General features: G+C 69.3%; 17 protein-coding genes and 1 pseudogene. 8 read left to right on the top strand and 10 right to left on the bottom strand.

What is annotated here, in order from left to right; all coding sequences use genetic code 11:
* Window positions 1–90 precede the first annotated feature (90 nt).
* The 4 genes from AC5JOC_RS08700 to AC5JOC_RS08715 all read right to left on the bottom strand — a co-directional run bounded on the left by AC5JOC_RS08700 (window position 91) and on the right by AC5JOC_RS08715 (window position 5,417).
* Window positions 91–942, bottom strand: coding sequence for an ATP-binding cassette domain-containing protein (locus AC5JOC_RS08700; protein WP_064295413.1), 852 nt, complete (start codon window positions 940–942; stop codon window positions 91–93).
* Window positions 939–2,798 (bottom strand): dipeptide/oligopeptide/nickel ABC transporter permease/ATP-binding protein, encoded by a 1,860-nt coding sequence (locus AC5JOC_RS08705; RefSeq protein WP_124768000.1) that lies wholly within the window; start codon window positions 2,796–2,798, stop codon window positions 939–941. The genes AC5JOC_RS08700 and AC5JOC_RS08705 overlap by 4 nt, the downstream gene beginning before the upstream one ends.
* Complete coding sequence (locus AC5JOC_RS08710; RefSeq protein WP_079704501.1) at window positions 2,795–3,736, bottom strand: ABC transporter permease; 942 nt, start codon at window positions 3,734–3,736, stop codon at window positions 2,795–2,797. The genes AC5JOC_RS08705 and AC5JOC_RS08710 overlap by 4 nt, the downstream gene beginning before the upstream one ends.
* Window positions 3,737–3,896: 160 nt before the next feature.
* Complete coding sequence (locus AC5JOC_RS08715) at window positions 3,897–5,417, bottom strand: ABC transporter substrate-binding protein (RefSeq protein ID WP_079704502.1); 1,521 nt, start codon at window positions 5,415–5,417, stop codon at window positions 3,897–3,899.
* A 247-nt stretch (window positions 5,418–5,664) separates the two neighbouring features.
* Between AC5JOC_RS08715 and AC5JOC_RS08720 the strand changes: the two genes are divergently transcribed.
* Window positions 5,665–6,225 (top strand): TetR/AcrR family transcriptional regulator, encoded by a 561-nt coding sequence (locus AC5JOC_RS08720; RefSeq protein WP_241160987.1) that lies wholly within the window; start codon window positions 5,665–5,667, stop codon window positions 6,223–6,225.
* An 11-nt stretch (window positions 6,226–6,236) separates the two neighbouring features.
* On the opposite strand, the gene AC5JOC_RS08725 is transcribed toward AC5JOC_RS08720, so the two are convergent.
* The 3 genes and pseudogenes from AC5JOC_RS08725 to AC5JOC_RS08735 all read right to left on the bottom strand — a co-directional run bounded on the left by AC5JOC_RS08725 (window position 6,237) and on the right by AC5JOC_RS08735 (window position 7,812).
* Window positions 6,237–6,740 carry a hypothetical protein gene (locus AC5JOC_RS08725; RefSeq protein WP_494246172.1) on the bottom strand — a complete coding sequence of 168 codons (504 nt, stop codon included), beginning with the start codon at window positions 6,738–6,740 and terminating at the stop codon, window positions 6,237–6,239.
* Between the two features lie 118 nt (window positions 6,741–6,858).
* Window positions 6,859–7,404: pseudogene (locus tag AC5JOC_RS08730) on the bottom strand (VanZ family protein); the annotation flags it as partial.
* Between the two features lie 72 nt (window positions 7,405–7,476).
* Window positions 7,477–7,812, bottom strand: coding sequence for a hypothetical protein (locus AC5JOC_RS08735; RefSeq protein WP_411557411.1), 336 nt, complete (start codon window positions 7,810–7,812; stop codon window positions 7,477–7,479).
* A gap of 189 nt (window positions 7,813–8,001) precedes the next feature.
* Between AC5JOC_RS08735 and AC5JOC_RS08740 the strand changes: the two genes are divergently transcribed.
* Entirely contained in the window at window positions 8,002–8,310 is a 309-nt protein-coding gene (locus AC5JOC_RS08740) for a DUF7882 family protein (protein ID WP_124768008.1), read from the top strand.
* Window positions 8,307–8,558 (top strand): hypothetical protein, encoded by a 252-nt coding sequence (locus AC5JOC_RS08745; protein ID WP_494246173.1) that lies wholly within the window; start codon window positions 8,307–8,309, stop codon window positions 8,556–8,558. The genes AC5JOC_RS08740 and AC5JOC_RS08745 overlap by 4 nt, the downstream gene beginning before the upstream one ends.
* Before the next feature lie 6 nt (window positions 8,559–8,564).
* On the opposite strand, the gene AC5JOC_RS08750 is transcribed toward AC5JOC_RS08745, so the two are convergent.
* Complete coding sequence (locus AC5JOC_RS08750; RefSeq protein ID WP_411557414.1) at window positions 8,565–8,921, bottom strand: DUF7882 family protein; 357 nt, start codon at window positions 8,919–8,921, stop codon at window positions 8,565–8,567.
* A gap of 5 nt (window positions 8,922–8,926) precedes the next feature.
* Window positions 8,927–9,283 carry a DUF7882 family protein gene (locus tag AC5JOC_RS08755; RefSeq protein WP_494246175.1) on the bottom strand — a complete coding sequence of 119 codons (357 nt, stop codon included), beginning with the start codon at window positions 9,281–9,283 and terminating at the stop codon, window positions 8,927–8,929.
* 311 nt (window positions 9,284–9,594) lie between these two features.
* Here AC5JOC_RS08755 and AC5JOC_RS08760 point away from each other — a divergent pair, with 311 nt between their 5' ends.
* Window positions 9,595–10,044 (top strand): NAD(P)H-dependent oxidoreductase, encoded by a 450-nt coding sequence (locus AC5JOC_RS08760; protein WP_494246363.1) that lies wholly within the window; start codon window positions 9,595–9,597, stop codon window positions 10,042–10,044.
* 178 nt (window positions 10,045–10,222) lie between these two features.
* Here AC5JOC_RS08760 and AC5JOC_RS08765 read toward each other — a convergent pair whose 3' ends face one another.
* Window positions 10,223–10,960, bottom strand: a complete 738-nt coding sequence (locus AC5JOC_RS08765) for a FadR/GntR family transcriptional regulator (protein ID WP_064295407.1) — start codon at window positions 10,958–10,960, stop codon at window positions 10,223–10,225.
* 244 nt (window positions 10,961–11,204) lie between these two features.
* On the opposite strand from AC5JOC_RS08765, the gene AC5JOC_RS08770 reads away from it, so the two are divergent.
* From AC5JOC_RS08770 to AC5JOC_RS08785, 4 genes are read left to right on the top strand one after another with little or no spacing between them, the layout of a single operon-like run.
* On the top strand, window positions 11,205–12,584 hold the full coding sequence (locus tag AC5JOC_RS08770; protein WP_229940051.1) for an MFS transporter: 1,380 nt from the start codon (window positions 11,205–11,207) through the stop codon (window positions 12,582–12,584).
* Window positions 12,581–14,365, top strand: coding sequence for a dihydroxyacetone kinase family protein (locus tag AC5JOC_RS08775; protein WP_494246178.1), 1,785 nt, complete (start codon window positions 12,581–12,583; stop codon window positions 14,363–14,365). The genes AC5JOC_RS08770 and AC5JOC_RS08775 overlap by 4 nt, the downstream gene beginning before the upstream one ends.
* Window positions 14,362–14,832, top strand: coding sequence for a ribose-5-phosphate isomerase (locus AC5JOC_RS08780; protein ID WP_064295405.1), 471 nt, complete (start codon window positions 14,362–14,364; stop codon window positions 14,830–14,832). Before AC5JOC_RS08775 ends, AC5JOC_RS08780 begins: the two co-directional genes overlap by 4 nt.
* On the top strand, window positions 14,832–15,662 hold the full coding sequence (locus tag AC5JOC_RS08785; RefSeq protein WP_426738590.1) for a triose-phosphate isomerase family protein: 831 nt from the start codon (window positions 14,832–14,834) through the stop codon (window positions 15,660–15,662). Before AC5JOC_RS08780 ends, AC5JOC_RS08785 begins: the two co-directional genes overlap by 1 nt.
* Window positions 15,663–15,733 lie beyond the last annotated feature (71 nt).

The following is a 15,733-nucleotide window of genomic DNA, read 5'->3' on the forward strand; positions in this document are numbered from 1 at the left end:
GAGCTCAGGTGCCGAGCGATGTGCGTGGTGCGCCCGGCCGGCCAGGTTCCTGGCCCCGGCCGACCGGGCGGTCGTGGTGATCCGGACGGATCAGGCGGCGGACTCCGCCGCACGCTGCTCGTCGATGAGGCGGCGTCGCTCCACCCGGCGGTCCTCCTGGCGGTCCGGGTCGGGGATCGGTGCCGCCATGAACAGGCGCTGCGTGTAGGGGTGGGCCGGGTGCGCCGTCACCTGGTCGCCGTCGCCGGACTCGACGATCTCGCCGTGGTACATGACCGCCACGCGGTGGCTGATGTGCCGGACGACTGCGAGGTCGTGCGAGATGAACAGGTAGGCGACGCCCGTCTGCTCCTGGATGTCGATGAAGAGGTCGAGGACCCGCGCCTGCGTCGACAGGTCGAGGGCCGACACCGGCTCGTCGCACACGATGAGCTTCGGATCGAGGGCGAGCGCCCGGGCGATCGCGATGCGCTGCCGCTGGCCGCCCGAGAACTCCCGGGGGAGCCGTGAGGCCGCGCCGGTCGGCAGCTGCACCTGGTCGAGCAGGGATCCGACGCGCTTGCGGGCGTCGGCACCGGAGACACCGCGGACGGTGAGCGGCTCGGTGAGGATCTGCTCGATCGTGAGCGAGGGGTTGAGCGAGGAGTACGGGTCCTGGAACACGACCTGGATCTCCGAACTCAGTGCCCGGCGCTCCTTGCGCTTCAGGTGCCCGATCTCCTGGTCGCGGTAGCGGATGCTGCCGCCGGTGACCGGGGCGAGGCCCAGCACGGCGCGACCGAGCGTGGTCTTGCCGGAGCCGGACTCGCCGACGAGACCGACGGTCTCACCGGGCTTGATGTCGATCGACACGCCCTTGAGCGCCTTGAACGACTGGGCACGGAACCCCTTGCCCGGGTACTCGACTTCGAGGTCCTTCACCTCGAGCAGTGACGACGTCATCGGGTCTCTCCTGTCAGGTTCGTCGCGAGTGCCGGTCGGGCGGGACCCTCGTCGAGGATCGCGCCGAGCAGCGACTGCGTGTACGGGTGCTGTGCGTGGTTGAAGATCGAGCGCACCGGCCCGGTCTCCACGATGAGGCCGTTCTGCATGACCGAGACGCGGTCGCAGAGGTCGGCGACCACCCCGAAGTTGTGCGTCACGAGGAGCATCGCCATGTGGCGCTCCGCCTGGAGGTCGCGCAACAGGTCGAGGACCTCCGCCTGCACGGTCACGTCGAGGGCCGTGGTGGGCTCGTCGGCGATGATGATGTCCGGGTCCGTGGAGACGGCGCCGGCGATGAGCACACGCTGCGCCATACCGCCCGAGACCTCGTGCGGGAACGCGGCGAAGGTGCGCTTGGGGTTCGGGATGCCGACCCGCTCGAGCAGGGCGAGCGCCTTGTCCGTCGCCTCCTTCTTGCTCAGGCCGAGGGTGACGCGCAGGGGTTCGACGAGCTGGCTGCCGATCGTGAACGCCGGGTCGAGGTTCGACATCGGCTCCTGCGGGATGTAGCCGATGCGCTTGCCGCGGATGGCCGTGTACTCGCGCTCCCCGAGGGTGTCGAGTCGGGTGCCCTCGTAGCGGATCGTGCCGTCGGTGACCCGGCCGCCGCGGGGCAGGAGTCCGAGGACGCCCCACGCCGTCTGGGTCTTGCCCGAGCCGGATTCACCGATGAGGCCGTGGACCTCGCCCTTGCGGATGTCGAGGTCGACGCCGTGGACGACCTCGGTGACCCGGCCGCCCTCCTGGTCGTAGCCGACGCGGAGGTCGCGGACGCTGAGGACGAGCTCCTCGGCGCGAGCGGAGGCGCGGGCGTCGTCGTCGTGACGGATGGGCGGGACGCCGACGATCTCGTCCTCGCTGATCCCGGAGGTGCTGATCGACTGGGTGACGATCGTGTTGGAGCCCGTCTTCGACGTCGTCACGATCTTGCGACGGCGCCGACGGACGGACACGGTGCGCTCGAGCTCGTCGCGCATCGCGTTGGCGAGCAGGGTGAGCGCGATGCAGGTGAGTGCGATCGCGAGCGACGGCCAGACCATGAGGATCGGTGCCTTGTAGATGTTCGTGAAGCCGTCGTTCAGCATCGAACCCCAGGTCGGCACCGACAGGTCGCCGAGACCGAGGAACTCGAGGCCGGACTGGATCGCGATGGCGATGCCCGCGATGATCGCCGACTGGATGATGATCGGTGCGCGGACGACGGAGAGGATGTGCTTGCCGATGATGCGCGGGTCGCTGAGGCCTGAGACCCGGGCGGCGTCCACGTAGAGCTCCGAGCGCACGGCCGTGACCGCCGCATAGACGAGGCGGAAGTAGGAGGGCGAGAGCAGGATGCCGAAGATCGCCATCGAGATCCAGACCGACGGGCCGAGGACGGCGCGGGCGGCGAGGAGGACGACGATGCCGGGCAGCGCCATGATGAGGCCCGTGAACCAGGACGACACGGAGTCGAACCAGCCCTGGTAGTACCCGGCGATCAGCCCGGCGACGACCCCGATGACGATCGCGACGACGAGGGCGAGGAGCGCTGCGGCGACGCTGATCTGGGTGGCGGCGAGCAGACGGGAGAACACGTCGCGCCCGGCGCTGTCCGCTCCGAGGAGGTGGTCGGCGCTCGGTGGCGCCAGGACCTGCTGCAGGGACGCGAGGTTCGGGTCCTGCGGGGCGATGAGCGGTCCGAAGATCGCGACGACCCCGATGAGCGCGAGGAACACGAGCGACGCGGCGCCGATCGGGCGCTTGAGGAGCCGACGCAGGAGGTTGACGCGGACCTGCGGGGTCGGGACGGTGAGCGGGGTTTCGATGGCGGTCATGACAGTCGCACCTTCGGGTTGAGCGCAGCCTGCGCGAGGTCGATGAGCAGGTTGACGACGACGACGATGATGGCCGTCGCGATGACGACCCCCATGACGATGGGGATGTCGCCCTGGGTCGTGGCCTGCACGGCGAGCTGACCGATGCCCGGGAGGGCGAAGATCTGCTCGATGATGACCGCGCCGCCGAGGAGGCCGATGAACTGCACGGCGAGGACCGCGAGGGCCGGGCCGCCGGCGTTCCGCAGCACGTGCTTGTAGATGACGCGGCCCGTGCCGAGCCCGCGACTGCGGAGCGTCCGGACGTAGTCCTTCGACATCGCGTCGACGACCGAACCGCGCACCTGCTGCGAGACCGTCGCGATGGCACCGATCGCGAGGGCGATGATCGGCAATGTCACCGAGGCGACCCAGCCGGAGAAGGACGTGGTGATCGGGATGTACCCGGTGGCCTTGAACAGGCGGAGGTTGATCGCGAAGGTGATGACGAGCACGAGCGCGATGAGGAAGCTGGGGATCGCGAAGCCGATGACGGAGATGAACTGGACGACGTTGTCGATCCATCCACCGCGACGGGCGGCGAGGACACCGAGGATGACGGACACGATCGCGGCGATGATGGTCGCGCCGAGCACGATCGAGAGGGTGACGGCGAGGCGGCCGGTGACGCCGGAGGAGACGAGCTGGCCGGTGAACCACGAGCGGCCGAGGTCGCCCTGGAAGGCGGAGGTGATCCAGTCGAAGTACTGCACCGGCAGCGGGCGGTCGAGGCCGAGTTCAGCCGCCTTCTTCGCGACGGTCTCGGTGGTGGCGCTCTGGCCGAGGATCCGGCGGGCGATGTCGCCGCCGCCGAGGTAGAGGAGGGAGTACGCGATCACGGAGATCACGAAGATGAGGACGACGCCGGACACCAGGCGTCTGAGGATGAATCCGAGCATGGGTCACTCCAGGAAGTGGGTGAGTGAGGGGTGTTGGGGCCGGCCCGTCCGAGCGCTGGGCACTCGGGCGGGCCGGGGTCGAACCGACGTGCAGCCGGCCGGTCCCGGTCCCTGAGCCGGTCGACGGGCGAACCCCTCGACCGGCTCAAGGATCAGCGGACTACTTCGGCTGGATGTCGTAGATGGACGGGTACGCGTTCGTCGGGATCATCTTGACGGTCGTGTTGGCGTCCGTCGCGAAGCTGCCCTGCACCCGGTAGAAGGGGGCGAACCAGGCCTGCTCGACGATGTAGGCGTTGAGTTCCTTGGCGACCTTGCCCTGCGTCGCCTCATCGCCGTACTGGATCTGCTTGATGTACTCGTCGACCTTCGGGTCGTCGTACTTGAAGGGGTTGAAGACGGCGTTCGGGGCGATCATGAACTGGATGAGCTGCCAGTCCGGGTTCTGCTCCAGCGCCATGAAGGAGACGGGGAACTTCGGGGCCAGGAGGTCGGCGATGAAGTTGTTGCCCGGGTCCGTGTACTCGGCGGTGATGCCGACGTCGGCCAGCTGCTGCGAGATCAGCGTGTAGGTGGTGGCGCCGAGCACCGTGGAGGACGGCATCGAGAGCGTCAGGCCGTCGGCGTAGCCCGCCTCGGCGAGCAGTTCCTTGGCCTTCTCGGGGTCGTAGCCGTAGCGGTCGTCGAGCGACTTGTCGTAGGCGGGGGAGTTCTCCGGGAAGACCTGACCCGTGACCGTGCCGTTGTCGTTCTGCAGCGCCTTGAGCAGCGCCGGGCGGTCGAACGCGTAGTTGATGGCCTGGCGGACGCGGACGTCGGCGATCGCCGGGTTCATCGTGCCGGCGCGGTCGAGGAGCAGCATGCCCTGGAAGTCGAGTTCGTTGGCGTTGACGGTCCAGCCGGCGCCCTCGACCTCGGCGAGGTTGTCGTTGTTGGCGAGCTTGATGCCGTTGACCTCGCCCGACTTGACGGCGTTCAGGCCTGCGGTCGCGTCCTGGAGGACGTTGATGGTCAGCTTGTCGTAGTGCTGCCAGTCCTTGTTCCAGTAGTCGGGGTTCGCGGTGTAGCTGTAGCTCGTGCCCGTGACGGTCGCGGCCGTGTCGAGCATGTACGGTCCGGAGCCGACCGGGTTGGTGGCGAGGTCGGGGCTGTCGAACGACTCGGCGCTGGCGATCAGGCCGGGGTCGCGGGTGAGGTAGTTGAGCATGGCCGGGTCGGGTGCACTCAGGGTGATGACGACGGTGGTGTCGTCGGGTGCCTCGACGGAGGCGACGCCCGCGAAGTAGCCGGCGTCGGGGGAGGTGCCGGTCTTGAACCGCTCGAGGTTCTGCTTGACGACGTCGGCGGTGAGCTTCGACTTGTCGGTGAAGGTGACGTCGTCGCGGATCTTGAGCGTCAGGACGGTGTTGTCGTCGTTGTACTCGTAGGAGGTCGCGAGCGACGGGACGATCTCACCGTCGGCGGTGGCGACGAGCAGGGTGTCGAAGACGGCCTGGTAGAAGGGCGAGCGGTTGCCCCACTCGGAGCCGGCCGGGTCGAACGTGGTGGGGGGAGTGATCGCACCCAGGATCAGGGTGCCACCGGAGCCGCTGTCAGAGCCGGAGGTGCTACCGGAGCATCCGGTGAGCACGAGTGCAGCAGCGGTGACCGCGACGGCTGCGGTCGTCTTCCATCGGAACATCTTTGTCCATTCGCTGTGAGCAATCCCTCATCGGATCGCTGGTGATTGAGGACGCTAGCATGAAACCCGAGTGGTCACTAGCTTTTTGTTTTCGGCCATGTCACAGTTGGATCACGACCAGGCCGCGGCGTTCGACGGGGAACGCGCTATCGTGAAGCCGTCCGAAGGGGGAGGTCGTCCGATGACATCGGTCAAGACCGGGAACAAGCCGCAGGGGAAGCCCCGCGGTGCATATGCGAAAACCGGTATGAAGCGCGTCGCGATCCTCGACGCCGCGCTCGCCGTCTTCGCCAACGGGGGATATCGCGCGGGTTCACTGCGGGAGGTGGCCGCGCAGGTGGGGATGAGCGAGGCCGGGCTCCTGCACCACTTCCCGAACAAGAGCGCGCTGCTCGCCGCCGTGCTCTCGCACCGCGACGACCTCTCGGCGACGCTCGTGCCGATGGACGGCGACGACCCGATCGAGACGCTCCGGGGGCTGGTCGCGCTCGCCCGGTACAACGCTTCCGTGCCCGGCGTGGTCGCGCTCTACTGCACGCTCTCGGCGGAGGCGACCTCGCCCGACCACCCGGCGCACGACTACTTCGTCGAGCGCTACGAGGGCACGCGCGGGCGGCTCGAGCGCACCTTCGGGCTGCTCGTCTCCGCAGGACGGGTGCGGGCTGACTTCCCCACCACCAGCGCGGCCTTCATGACCCTCGCGCTCATGGACGGACTGCAGGTCCAGTGGCTGCTCGCACCGGAGTCGGTCGACATGGCGGACGAGCTCCACGCCTTCCTGTCGGGGCTCCTCGGCCAGGAGCTCTGAACCCGCGCCTCCTAGGCGTCGTGTGTGGCCCGCGAGGGCGGGCCGGCCTGCACGGCGGCGGAGCGCGCGTCTCGCAGTCCGGTCCCGGTGACCGCGAACGAGAGCCCGCGGTGCTGTCTCGTGAAGGGGACCGAGACGACGGCCGTCGTGACGATGATGAGGCTGAGGAGCGCGACGGCGCCGGACAGGGTCTGGGTCAGTCCCTCCGCTCGGCCGGACAACTGGCCGGCCGACGTGGTGGCGATGTAGGGGACGGCGACGAGCGAGGCACGGTAGAGCCGTCGGGCCACCGAACCGCGGCCGTCCGGCCACTCGGGCTGCAGCCACACCAGCCGCTGGCCGAGGGACGCTCCACTGCCGATCAGTGCCGGGAGGACGACGACGAGGATCACCGTGCCGGCACCGATGCTCAGCACCTCCGGGAGCGTCGGATCGTTGTCGGGGCCCGTCGCCCCGGTGAGGAGTACCCGCGGTACGACGAACACGAGCGACAGCACCGTGATCGACACCTGCACGGCGCACGGCGTCGAGCACCATCGCGAACCACCGACGCCAGACCGTGATCGGACGCGCGCGATCGCGGCTGGCGCGGAGGACGCGAGTGCTCGGCATCCAGCCGAGGACGATCGGGGCGATGAGCGCCCCGACGGCCGCGCCGAGGGTGTTCGTGATGACGTCGTCGACGTCGGCGACCCGGTAGGCGCATTCGTACAGTCCCCAGATCCCGGTGTACTGCGTCGCCTCGATCAGGACGGAGACGAGGGCACCGAGCAGGATCGAGGAGCCGAGGCCGCGGCTCCAGTACCGGCGGGCGATGGCGCCGAACGGTACGAACAGGACCACGTTCAGCACGACCTGGAGGAACGCGTGGCTCGTGAGCGTGCTGAGGACCGAGAAGCCGGCGGTCTCGCGAGCGACGTCGGCGATCGAGTGCCCCGGGACGAGCTCGAGCGCGCCGTGGGCCGTCGCGCAGTTCGCGCGCTCGTCGGGGAGCGGCAGCAGGGTGTAGGCGACGAGTGCCACCGCGTAGATGCTGACCCCCGCTGCGCCGAGCACCCGGGGGAGGGACATCTGGCCGTAGCGCCGTGTCTGGACGAGCAGGATCGGTCCGAGCACGGCGAAGAAGATCGCCGTACCACCGACGAGTCCGATCCACGCCTGCCAGGTCCACCCGCTCATGCCGACAACAGTAGGGCGAACGGGCCCCTCAGAGCATCAGTCGTCGGATGGATTCCCGGAGGGTCCGGTCCCTCAGAGGTCGTAGGCGTTCGCGCTGTCCGTCGGATGCCGGTCCTCGCTGGCGATCGACGGCGGTGAGGAGCGGAGCGCGATCTGCTCCTGCAGGTACGGCAGCGCGGTGGGGTTCTCGGGTTCGTTCATCGTGGAGTGGGTGGTCTCGCTCATGACGGGCGCTCCCGCATCGAGCAGCAGCGTCGCCTCCACCGACTGCCCGTCGGCACCGTAGGCCGAGACGGTGACCGAGTCGGCGTCTCCGGCGCGGGCGAGGAGCGCCGCGTACTCGAGGAGTGCGTCGGCCGTCGCATCGTCGATGAGCAGGGACTTGTCCGCGTAGGTCAGGTGCTTCATGCAATCGACCGTAGATCGATCAGAAATGTTGTCGGCGCGCTTGCAATTCGTCGTGAGGAGTGGGACCGCGTGCGGGCATGGGCGGGATCCGACCGGACCGATCGCCCGAAATGCAAGCGATCCGTCGGTGTTTCTCCTCCGTCGGGCCACGGCGTACCGTCGTCGCCAGCACACCGATGGGAGGCCTGCATGGGAAAGATCATCTACGACGCCGGCGTGAGCATCACCTTCGACGATCGGGTCATGGCGCATCTGCAGCACGTCATCGGCGTGAAGCTGCGCCGCTCGGAGAGCTTCTTCTTCAGCTGGCGGGACGATCCCCGAGCCGGTGACGGGCGCAGTGCGATCTGGTTGCACCCCGCCATGTCGCTGCGGTTCAAGTACACCGGGAGCGTTCCGGTGGAACTCAACCGCGCCTGGCTGGACGTCCTCGCCGTGAGCGCCGACTCGTCGCAGGGCCTCGGTGTGCTGCCGGAGCCGACGGAGCGCCGCTCGTGAGCCGGCTCGAGATCATCTACGACGGCGAGGTGTACACGGTGCCGGCCGAGGAGGACGCGTACCGGGCGCGGGTGCTCGAGCTCGTCTCGGACGGGCGGTTCCACTGGCTCGAGGTGAACCGCGGCGAGGGGCGTCTGGAACCCATCGGGCTCCTGATCGGTCCGGGGATCCCGATCGCGATCGGTGCTCTCGAGCCCAGCGCGCGCGCCGACGACGACGTGTACACCGCCCACGTCGAAGAAGCGTGAGGCTCCTCACTCCCGACGGGGCGATGGGGCTCCTCGGCGTCGCGGCTCCTCGGACGTCGAGCCGCCGGGGCCCGGTTCGTGGCTGAGGAACAGCCCGGCCGGGGAGGAGGCGGCGTCGAGCAGCTGCGCGATCCAGTCCTGGTTGATGTCGTCCATGACGTTGGCGTCGTCGATCACGAAGTGGAGCGGCAGGGCCGGGTGGATCCAGACGGTCTCCCGCCCCTCGCCGACCGTGTGGACGCGCCAGGTGAAGAAGAACGGTTCTCCTCGCCGCAGCTTGATGCCGACGACGACCTGGAGATGCCGCAGTGCGCGGTCCGGGATCGCGATGCTGAACTCGGACCCGTAGATGAGCTTGCCCATGATCGTCAGTGCGGGGCGGGAGATGATGCGTTGATCGCCAGCTCCCCGGAGTTGGCCTTCTGCATGAGCGCTTCGAGCCGCGGGCGGTCGAGCTCGCTGCGCTCGTCGCTCTCGAACCGGAACTGCAGCGGGATCGCGGGGTGCAACCACAGGGTGGTGCGCCCCTGGTCGCTGTCGTCGAAGCGGATCATCAGGGCGAAGGACTCGTTCCTCCGCAGCTTCATCAGCGCGATCGCCTTGACGTGAGCCAGTTCCGGATCCGGGAGCTGCACCTGAGCGCTCGAGATCCCGTAGACGAGTGTCCCCATGGTCGTGTTCATCCCCTCGACCCCAGGTGAGGTGCCGACGGGTACGCCGAACATGCACGCACGGTCCGACGGGGTCCGGGTCGAAGGTACGTGCTTCCAGGGTAGAAAACGTGGCCAGTTTCCGAAGAAGTATGGATACGCGACCGTAGCGTGACTATCATTCGGCTTCGGTCCGCCGGGGCCGTCCTCGTGCGCCGGAGGCGGCTGATCCGGGCGATGATGGGGTGTGCCGACCCTCATCGTGACCACTCATCCCGACGGCGACTCCCTCACCCGCCACCTCGCCGACCGCCTGGCCGAGGCGCTCGCCCCCGATCGCCGTCGAGGTCGCCGATCTGGCGGCGGAGGGCTTCGACCCGCGCTACCTGCTCAGTGACCGGCACACCTACCGCGTGGGCGGGGACTACACCCCCGATGTCGCTCGGGAACAGGATCGTCTCGACCGCGCGACGGATCTGGTGCTCGTGTTCCCCGTGTACTGGTGGTCGATGCCGGCGCTGCTGAAGGGCTGGTTCGACCGCGTGTTCGTCAACGGCTGGGCGTTCGGCGTCGACGCCGACGGCGGGATCGTGCGGAAGCTCGACCGCCTGCGGATCCACCTCGTCCCCGTGGCGGGCGACGACGCCGGCGTCTACGACCGTCACGGCTACGAGCAGGCGATGCGGACGCAGATCGAGCACGGCATCGTCGACTTCTGCGGAGCCCGGCGCGGGGTGACGGCGTACGTCCACGACTCGGAGGGCGAGGACGCCGATGCGCGGACGCGTGCGGTCGAGGCGGCGGTGGCCGCGGTCGTCGAGGCGATCCGCGCCTGACCGCCCTTCGACAAGCTCAGGGACCGGGACGACCGCCCTTCGACAAGCTCAGGGACCGGGACGAGCGCCCTTCGACAGGCTCAGGGACCGGGCGGCGCCCTTCGACAGGCTCAGGGACCGGGCACGAGCGCCCTCGGTCACTGAGCCGCCCCCTCCGGTCACTGAGCCTGTCGAAGTGCTACGCCGTGAGCGTGCGGTTCAGCCGTTCGGTCGCGGTGTCCATGTGGTGCTGCATCGCGGCCGTCGCGGCGGCGGGGTCGCCCGACATGATCGCCTCGTAGACGGCCTCGTGCTCCTCGAAGGCGCGCTGTGCGTCGACGTCCTCGTGGATACCGCGCTCCACCCAGATGCGGAGCAGCGAGCGGATGCTCTGCAGGAGGTCGGACAGCACGCGGTTCCCGGTGGCGGAGGCGAGCTCCAGGTGGAACTTGAGGTCGGCCTCGATGAACTTGGTGCGGTTGGCACCCGCCTCGCTCATCGCGGTGAGGTGGTTGCGGAGCCGGTTGCGTGCCATGTCGTCCATGCGCGTCGCGGCGAGGCCGGCGGCGAAGACCTCGAGCTGCCCGCGCACCTCGATGAGTTCGCGGGTCCGTGGTTCGCCGAGCATGAGGCCCCAGCTGAGCGTCTCGGGGAGGAGCTCGGAGACGCTGCCGCGGAGGTAGGTGCCGCTGCCCGGGCGGACGTCGACGACGCCGAGGATCTCGAGCGCCGCGAGCGCCTCGCGGACGGCAGAGCGCCCGATGCCGAGGGATGCGGCGAGCTGGCGTTCCGGTGGGAGGCGGGTCCCCGGGGCGATCTCACCGCTCGTGAAGTGGTCGAGCAGGCGCTTCGCGACGGCGGAGACGGCGGATCCCACGGCGACCGGTCCGAGGCTGGACGAGATGTCGTCGGTCGGCCGATCCGGGAACGCAGGCATGGGTTCACTGTATCGCGGCCCTTCGACAAGCTCAGGGACCGGGAGGGGGGCTTCAGGGACCGGGAGGGGGGCTTCAGGGACCGGGAGGGGTGCTTCAGGGACCGGGAGGGGTGTTCGGGGATCGGCAGAGGCTCGGGGGCCAGCGATGCTTGAATTGGTCAACCGGTTGATGTATCGTTCATTCCGGTCCGGCCCGGACCACGCCCTGCCCGCGGCATCGATGCCGCCCACCCGAGGAGTCATAGTGGACACCACCGCCCCCGCGGCCAATCCGGCTGTCGAGCGATCAGCCATCCGGAAGGTCTCGATCCGTCTCGTGCCGTTCGTGGCGCTGATGTTCTTCATCAACTACCTGGACCGCACCGCGATCGGGTTCGCCGCCCCCAACGGCATGAACGAGGACCTCGCGCTCTCCGCCGCCCAGTTCGGCTTCGCGTCCGGCGTCTTCTTCATCGGCTACATCCTGCTCGAGGTGCCCAGCAACCTCGCGCTCAACAAGTTCGGTGCCCGCCGCTGGCTCGCCCGCATCATGGTCACCTGGGGCATCGTCGCGGTCCTGTTCACCTGGGTCGCCAACTTCGAGCAGCTCGCGATCCTCCGCTTCGTGCTCGGTGTGGCCGAAGCCGGCTTCTTCCCCGGCGCGATCCTCTTCCTGAGCCTCTGGGTCCCGGCCAAGCACCGCAGCAAGATCCTCGCCCTCTTCTACCTGGCGCAGCCGCTCACCACCGTCATCGGCGCACCCCTCGCCGGGTGGCTCATCGGCCAGCACGGCGTGTTCTTCGGCCTCGAGGGCTGGCGGTTCATGTTCCTCGGCGTCGGTCTCCCGGCCATCCTCATCGGTGTCATCGCCTGGTTCTACCTGAAGGACCGCCCCGCGGACGCCAAGTGGCTGACCACCGAGGAGCAGGTCTGGCTCACGGCGGCTCTCGCACATGAGAAGGCCACCACGGAGCAGAAGCAGGGCCACGTCAGCCTCAAGCACGCGTTCACGAGCGGTCGTGTCTGGATGCTCGCGTTCATCTACTTCGGCTTCATCTACGGCCTCTACGCGCTCGGCTTCTTCCTCCCCACGATCATCGAGGGCTTCCAGGAGACGTTCGGGACCGAGTTCAACGTCATGCAGAAGGGCCTCATCACGGCGATCCCGTACGTGCCGGCCGCCATCGCCCTGTACTTCTGGTCTCGTGACGCGACGCGTCGTGGCCTGAAGACCTGGCACATCGTGATCCCCGCGATCGTCGGCGCCGTGAGCATCCCGCTCGCGCTCTTCGCCAACTCGCCCGCTCTCACCATCGCGATCATCGCGGTCACCGCCATGGCGATCTTCGCCGCGCTGCCGAACTTCTGGACGCTGCCCACGCAGTTCCTCACCGGTGCGGCAGCGGCTGCCGGCATCGCGCTCATCAACACGGTCGGCAACCTCGCCGGCTTCTCGGCGCCGTACATCACCGGCGCCGTCGCGGACCTCACCAAGGTCGGCGACACCCCGCAGTACGTCGTCCCGATGTTCATCGTCGGTGGCTTCATGATGATCTCCGCCACGCTCATGGTGATCCTCTCCAAGCAGCGGAGCTCTCGCGAGCTGCGCGTCTCGCACGACGACCTCACGGGCAAGACCCGATGACGCGCCTCTTCAACGACCCGGCGGACTTCGCCGACGAGATGATCGACGGCTTCGTCGCCGCGAACCGCAACCAGGTCCGGCGCGTGACCGGCGGCGTCGTCCGGAGCACCCGGACGCCCGAGGGCACGGTCGCGCTCGTCATCGGCGGTGGCTCCGGCCACTACCCGGCGTTCGGCGGCATCGTCGGACAGGGCCTCGCTCATGGCGCGGCGATGGGCAACCTGTTCGCGTCGCCGTCCGCCCACCAGGTCGAGTCGGTCGCGAAGGCGGCGCAGCGCGGGGGCGGCGTCCTCCTCAGCTACGGCAACTACGCGGGCGACGTGCTCCACTTCACCCAGGCGCAGGACGCGCTGAACGCGGCGGGCATCCCCACCCGCAGCGTCGCCGTCACCGACGACATCTCGAGCGCGCCCCTCGCCGAGAAGCACAAGCGTCGGGGCATCGCCGGCGACCTCACCGTCTTCAAGTCCGCCGCCGCCGCGGCCGAGGCGGGCTACGACCTCGACGAGGTCGTCCGCGTCGCCACCCACGCGAACGAGCGCACCCGGTCCTTCGGTGTCGCCTTCAGCGGCTGCACCCTGCCGGGCGCGACCGAGCCGCTGTTCACCGTGCCCGAGGGCCGCATGGCGGTCGGCATGGGCATCCACGGCGAGCCCGGTATCGACGAGACCGACGTGCCGACGGCCGATGAACTCGCCACCCTGCTCGTCTCCTCGCTGCTCGCGGAACTGCCCGAGGGCGTCTCCGAGGCCACGGGCGCTCGCGTCGGCGTCATCCTCAACGGCCTCGGCTCGGTGAAGTACGAGGAACTGTTCGTCGTCTACCGTGCGGTCGCCGCGCAGCTCGAGGCCGCAGGGGTGGAGATCGTCGACCCCGAGGTCGGCGAGCTCGTCACGAGCTTCGACATGGCCGGCGTCTCGCTCACGCTCTTCTGGTTGGACGAGGAGCTCGAGGGCTTCTGGGCTGCCGGTGCCGACACCCCCGCCTACCGCAAGGGCGTCGTCGCAGCGGCCGAGCAGCTCGACCCCTCGGAGCTCGTCGCCGAGACGGCTGCCGAGATCCCCGAGTCCACCGACGAGTCACGGGCCGCCGCCGCGGTCGTGGTCGAGGCCCTCGACGCGCTGGTCCAGGTCATCGACACGAACGTCGAGGAGCTCGGACGGATCGACGCCGTCGCGGGTGACGGCGACCACGGCATCGGCATGCAGCGCGGTGCTCGTGCCGCCGTCACCGCCGCACACGCCGCCGCCGATGCCGGGGCCGGTGCCCACACCGTCCTGCACCTGGCCGGCGACGCCTGGGCGGACCGCGCCGGCGGCACGTCCGGCGCCCTGTGGGGCCTCGCGCTCCGCTCGGTCGGAACCGCCCTCGGCGACGAGGCCGCACCAGGCCGCAGCGACGTCGCGACCGGCGTGCAGGCCGCGGTCGACGGCATCATGTCGTTCGGCAAGGCCGAGGTCGGACAGAAGACGATGGTCGACGCGCTCGTGCCGTTCACCACCACGTTGAGTGCAGCCGTCGCCGACGGTTCCGACCTCGTCGCCGCCTGGACGACCGCCGCTACGGCTGCCTCCACCGCTGCCGCTGAGACCGCGGACCTCCTGCCGAAGATGGGCCGCGCCCGTCCGCACGCTGAGAAGAGTCTCGGTACCGTCGACGCCGGTGCCTACTCGTTCGGCCTGATCGTCACGGCGATCGTCCCCGTCCTCGAGCGCGCCGCCGGCACCACCGCACCGGACGGCTCCACCAGCACCACCACCAACGAAGGAGTACACGCATGACCGATCAGCTGCGCATCGTCATCGGCTCGGATGACGCCGGGTTCGACTACAAGGAGATCGTCAAGCGCGACCTCGAGCAGCACGACGGCGTCGCCTCGCTCGTCGACGTGGGCGTGGACGCCGATGGCCACACCGCCTACCCGCGCGTCGCGATCGCCGCCGCGGAACTCGTCGCGTCCGGCCAGGCCGACCGCGCGCTCCTCTTCTGCGGCACCGGCCTGGGCGTCGCGATCGCCGCCAACAAGGTCGCCGGCATCCGCGCCGTCACGGCACACGACAGCTTCTCGGTCGAGCGCGGTGTCCTCAGCAACAACGCGCAGGTCCTGACGATGGGCCAGCGCGTCATCGGCATCGAGCTCGCCCGCCGCCTCGTCCGCGAGTGGCTCACCTACCGCTTCGACGAGACCAGCGCGAGCGCCGAGAAGGTCGCCGTCATCGGTGAGTACGAGGCGACGGGCTCCTGCTGATGACCACCCCGTCCCCGTCGGCCGTGCCCACGTCGACCGCGCCCCGCGTGGTCGGCGTGAGCCTGAAGATGTACTTCGGCCACGCGCAGACCCTCGAGTGGATCGAGCAGGTGGGCGCCTTGGCCCGTCGGCACGAGGCCGTGGTCGATGGTCGCGTGCGACTGTTCGTCATCCCCGGCTACCTCGCGGTCGCGCCGTCGGTGGCGGCCCTCGCCGGGACGGGCGTGCTGGTCGGAGCACAGGACCTCGCGAGCGCGGACCGTGGCGCGTTCACCGGTGAGGTCGGCGGCCCCGAGCTCGCCGAGGTCGGCGTCGCCGTGGTCGAGGTCGGCCACGCGGAGCGCCGCTCCCTCTTCGGCGAGACCGACGAGGTCGTCGCCGAGAAGACCGCCGCGGCCCTCCGCAACGGCCTCTCGCCGGTCCTCTGCATCGGCGAGGTCGAGCGCACGACGCCCGAGGCGGCTGCGACGGAGTGCGTGCGCCAGCTGGACTCCGCGCTCGCCGATGCCGTGGCGGGGCCGGTGATCGTCGCTTACGAGCCCGTGTGGGCGATCGGTGCGGCTGAACCCGCGTCTGCCGAGTACGTGCGAGCCGTCGGCGCGATCCTGAAACAATCGATCGCCGAGCGTCCCGACCGGGTCGGCAGTTCCGTCATCTACGGCGGCAGTGCGGGTCCCGGTCTGCTGACCGCCCTCGGTGACGACGTCGACGGCGTGTTCCTCGGACGCTTCGCCCACGACGTCGCGGCGCTCGAGGCCGTGCTCGACGAGGCCCTTCGACAGGCTCAGGATGGCACCCTTCGACAGGCTCAGGGACCGAGGACAGCATGATCGGCTTCGGCACCTACACCTTCTTCTGGGAGGGCTCCGAGCTCGCACCCGAGCGCTTGAGCGTCATCGGC

The sequence above is a fragment of the Plantibacter sp. genome (genome assembly GCF_059073635.1).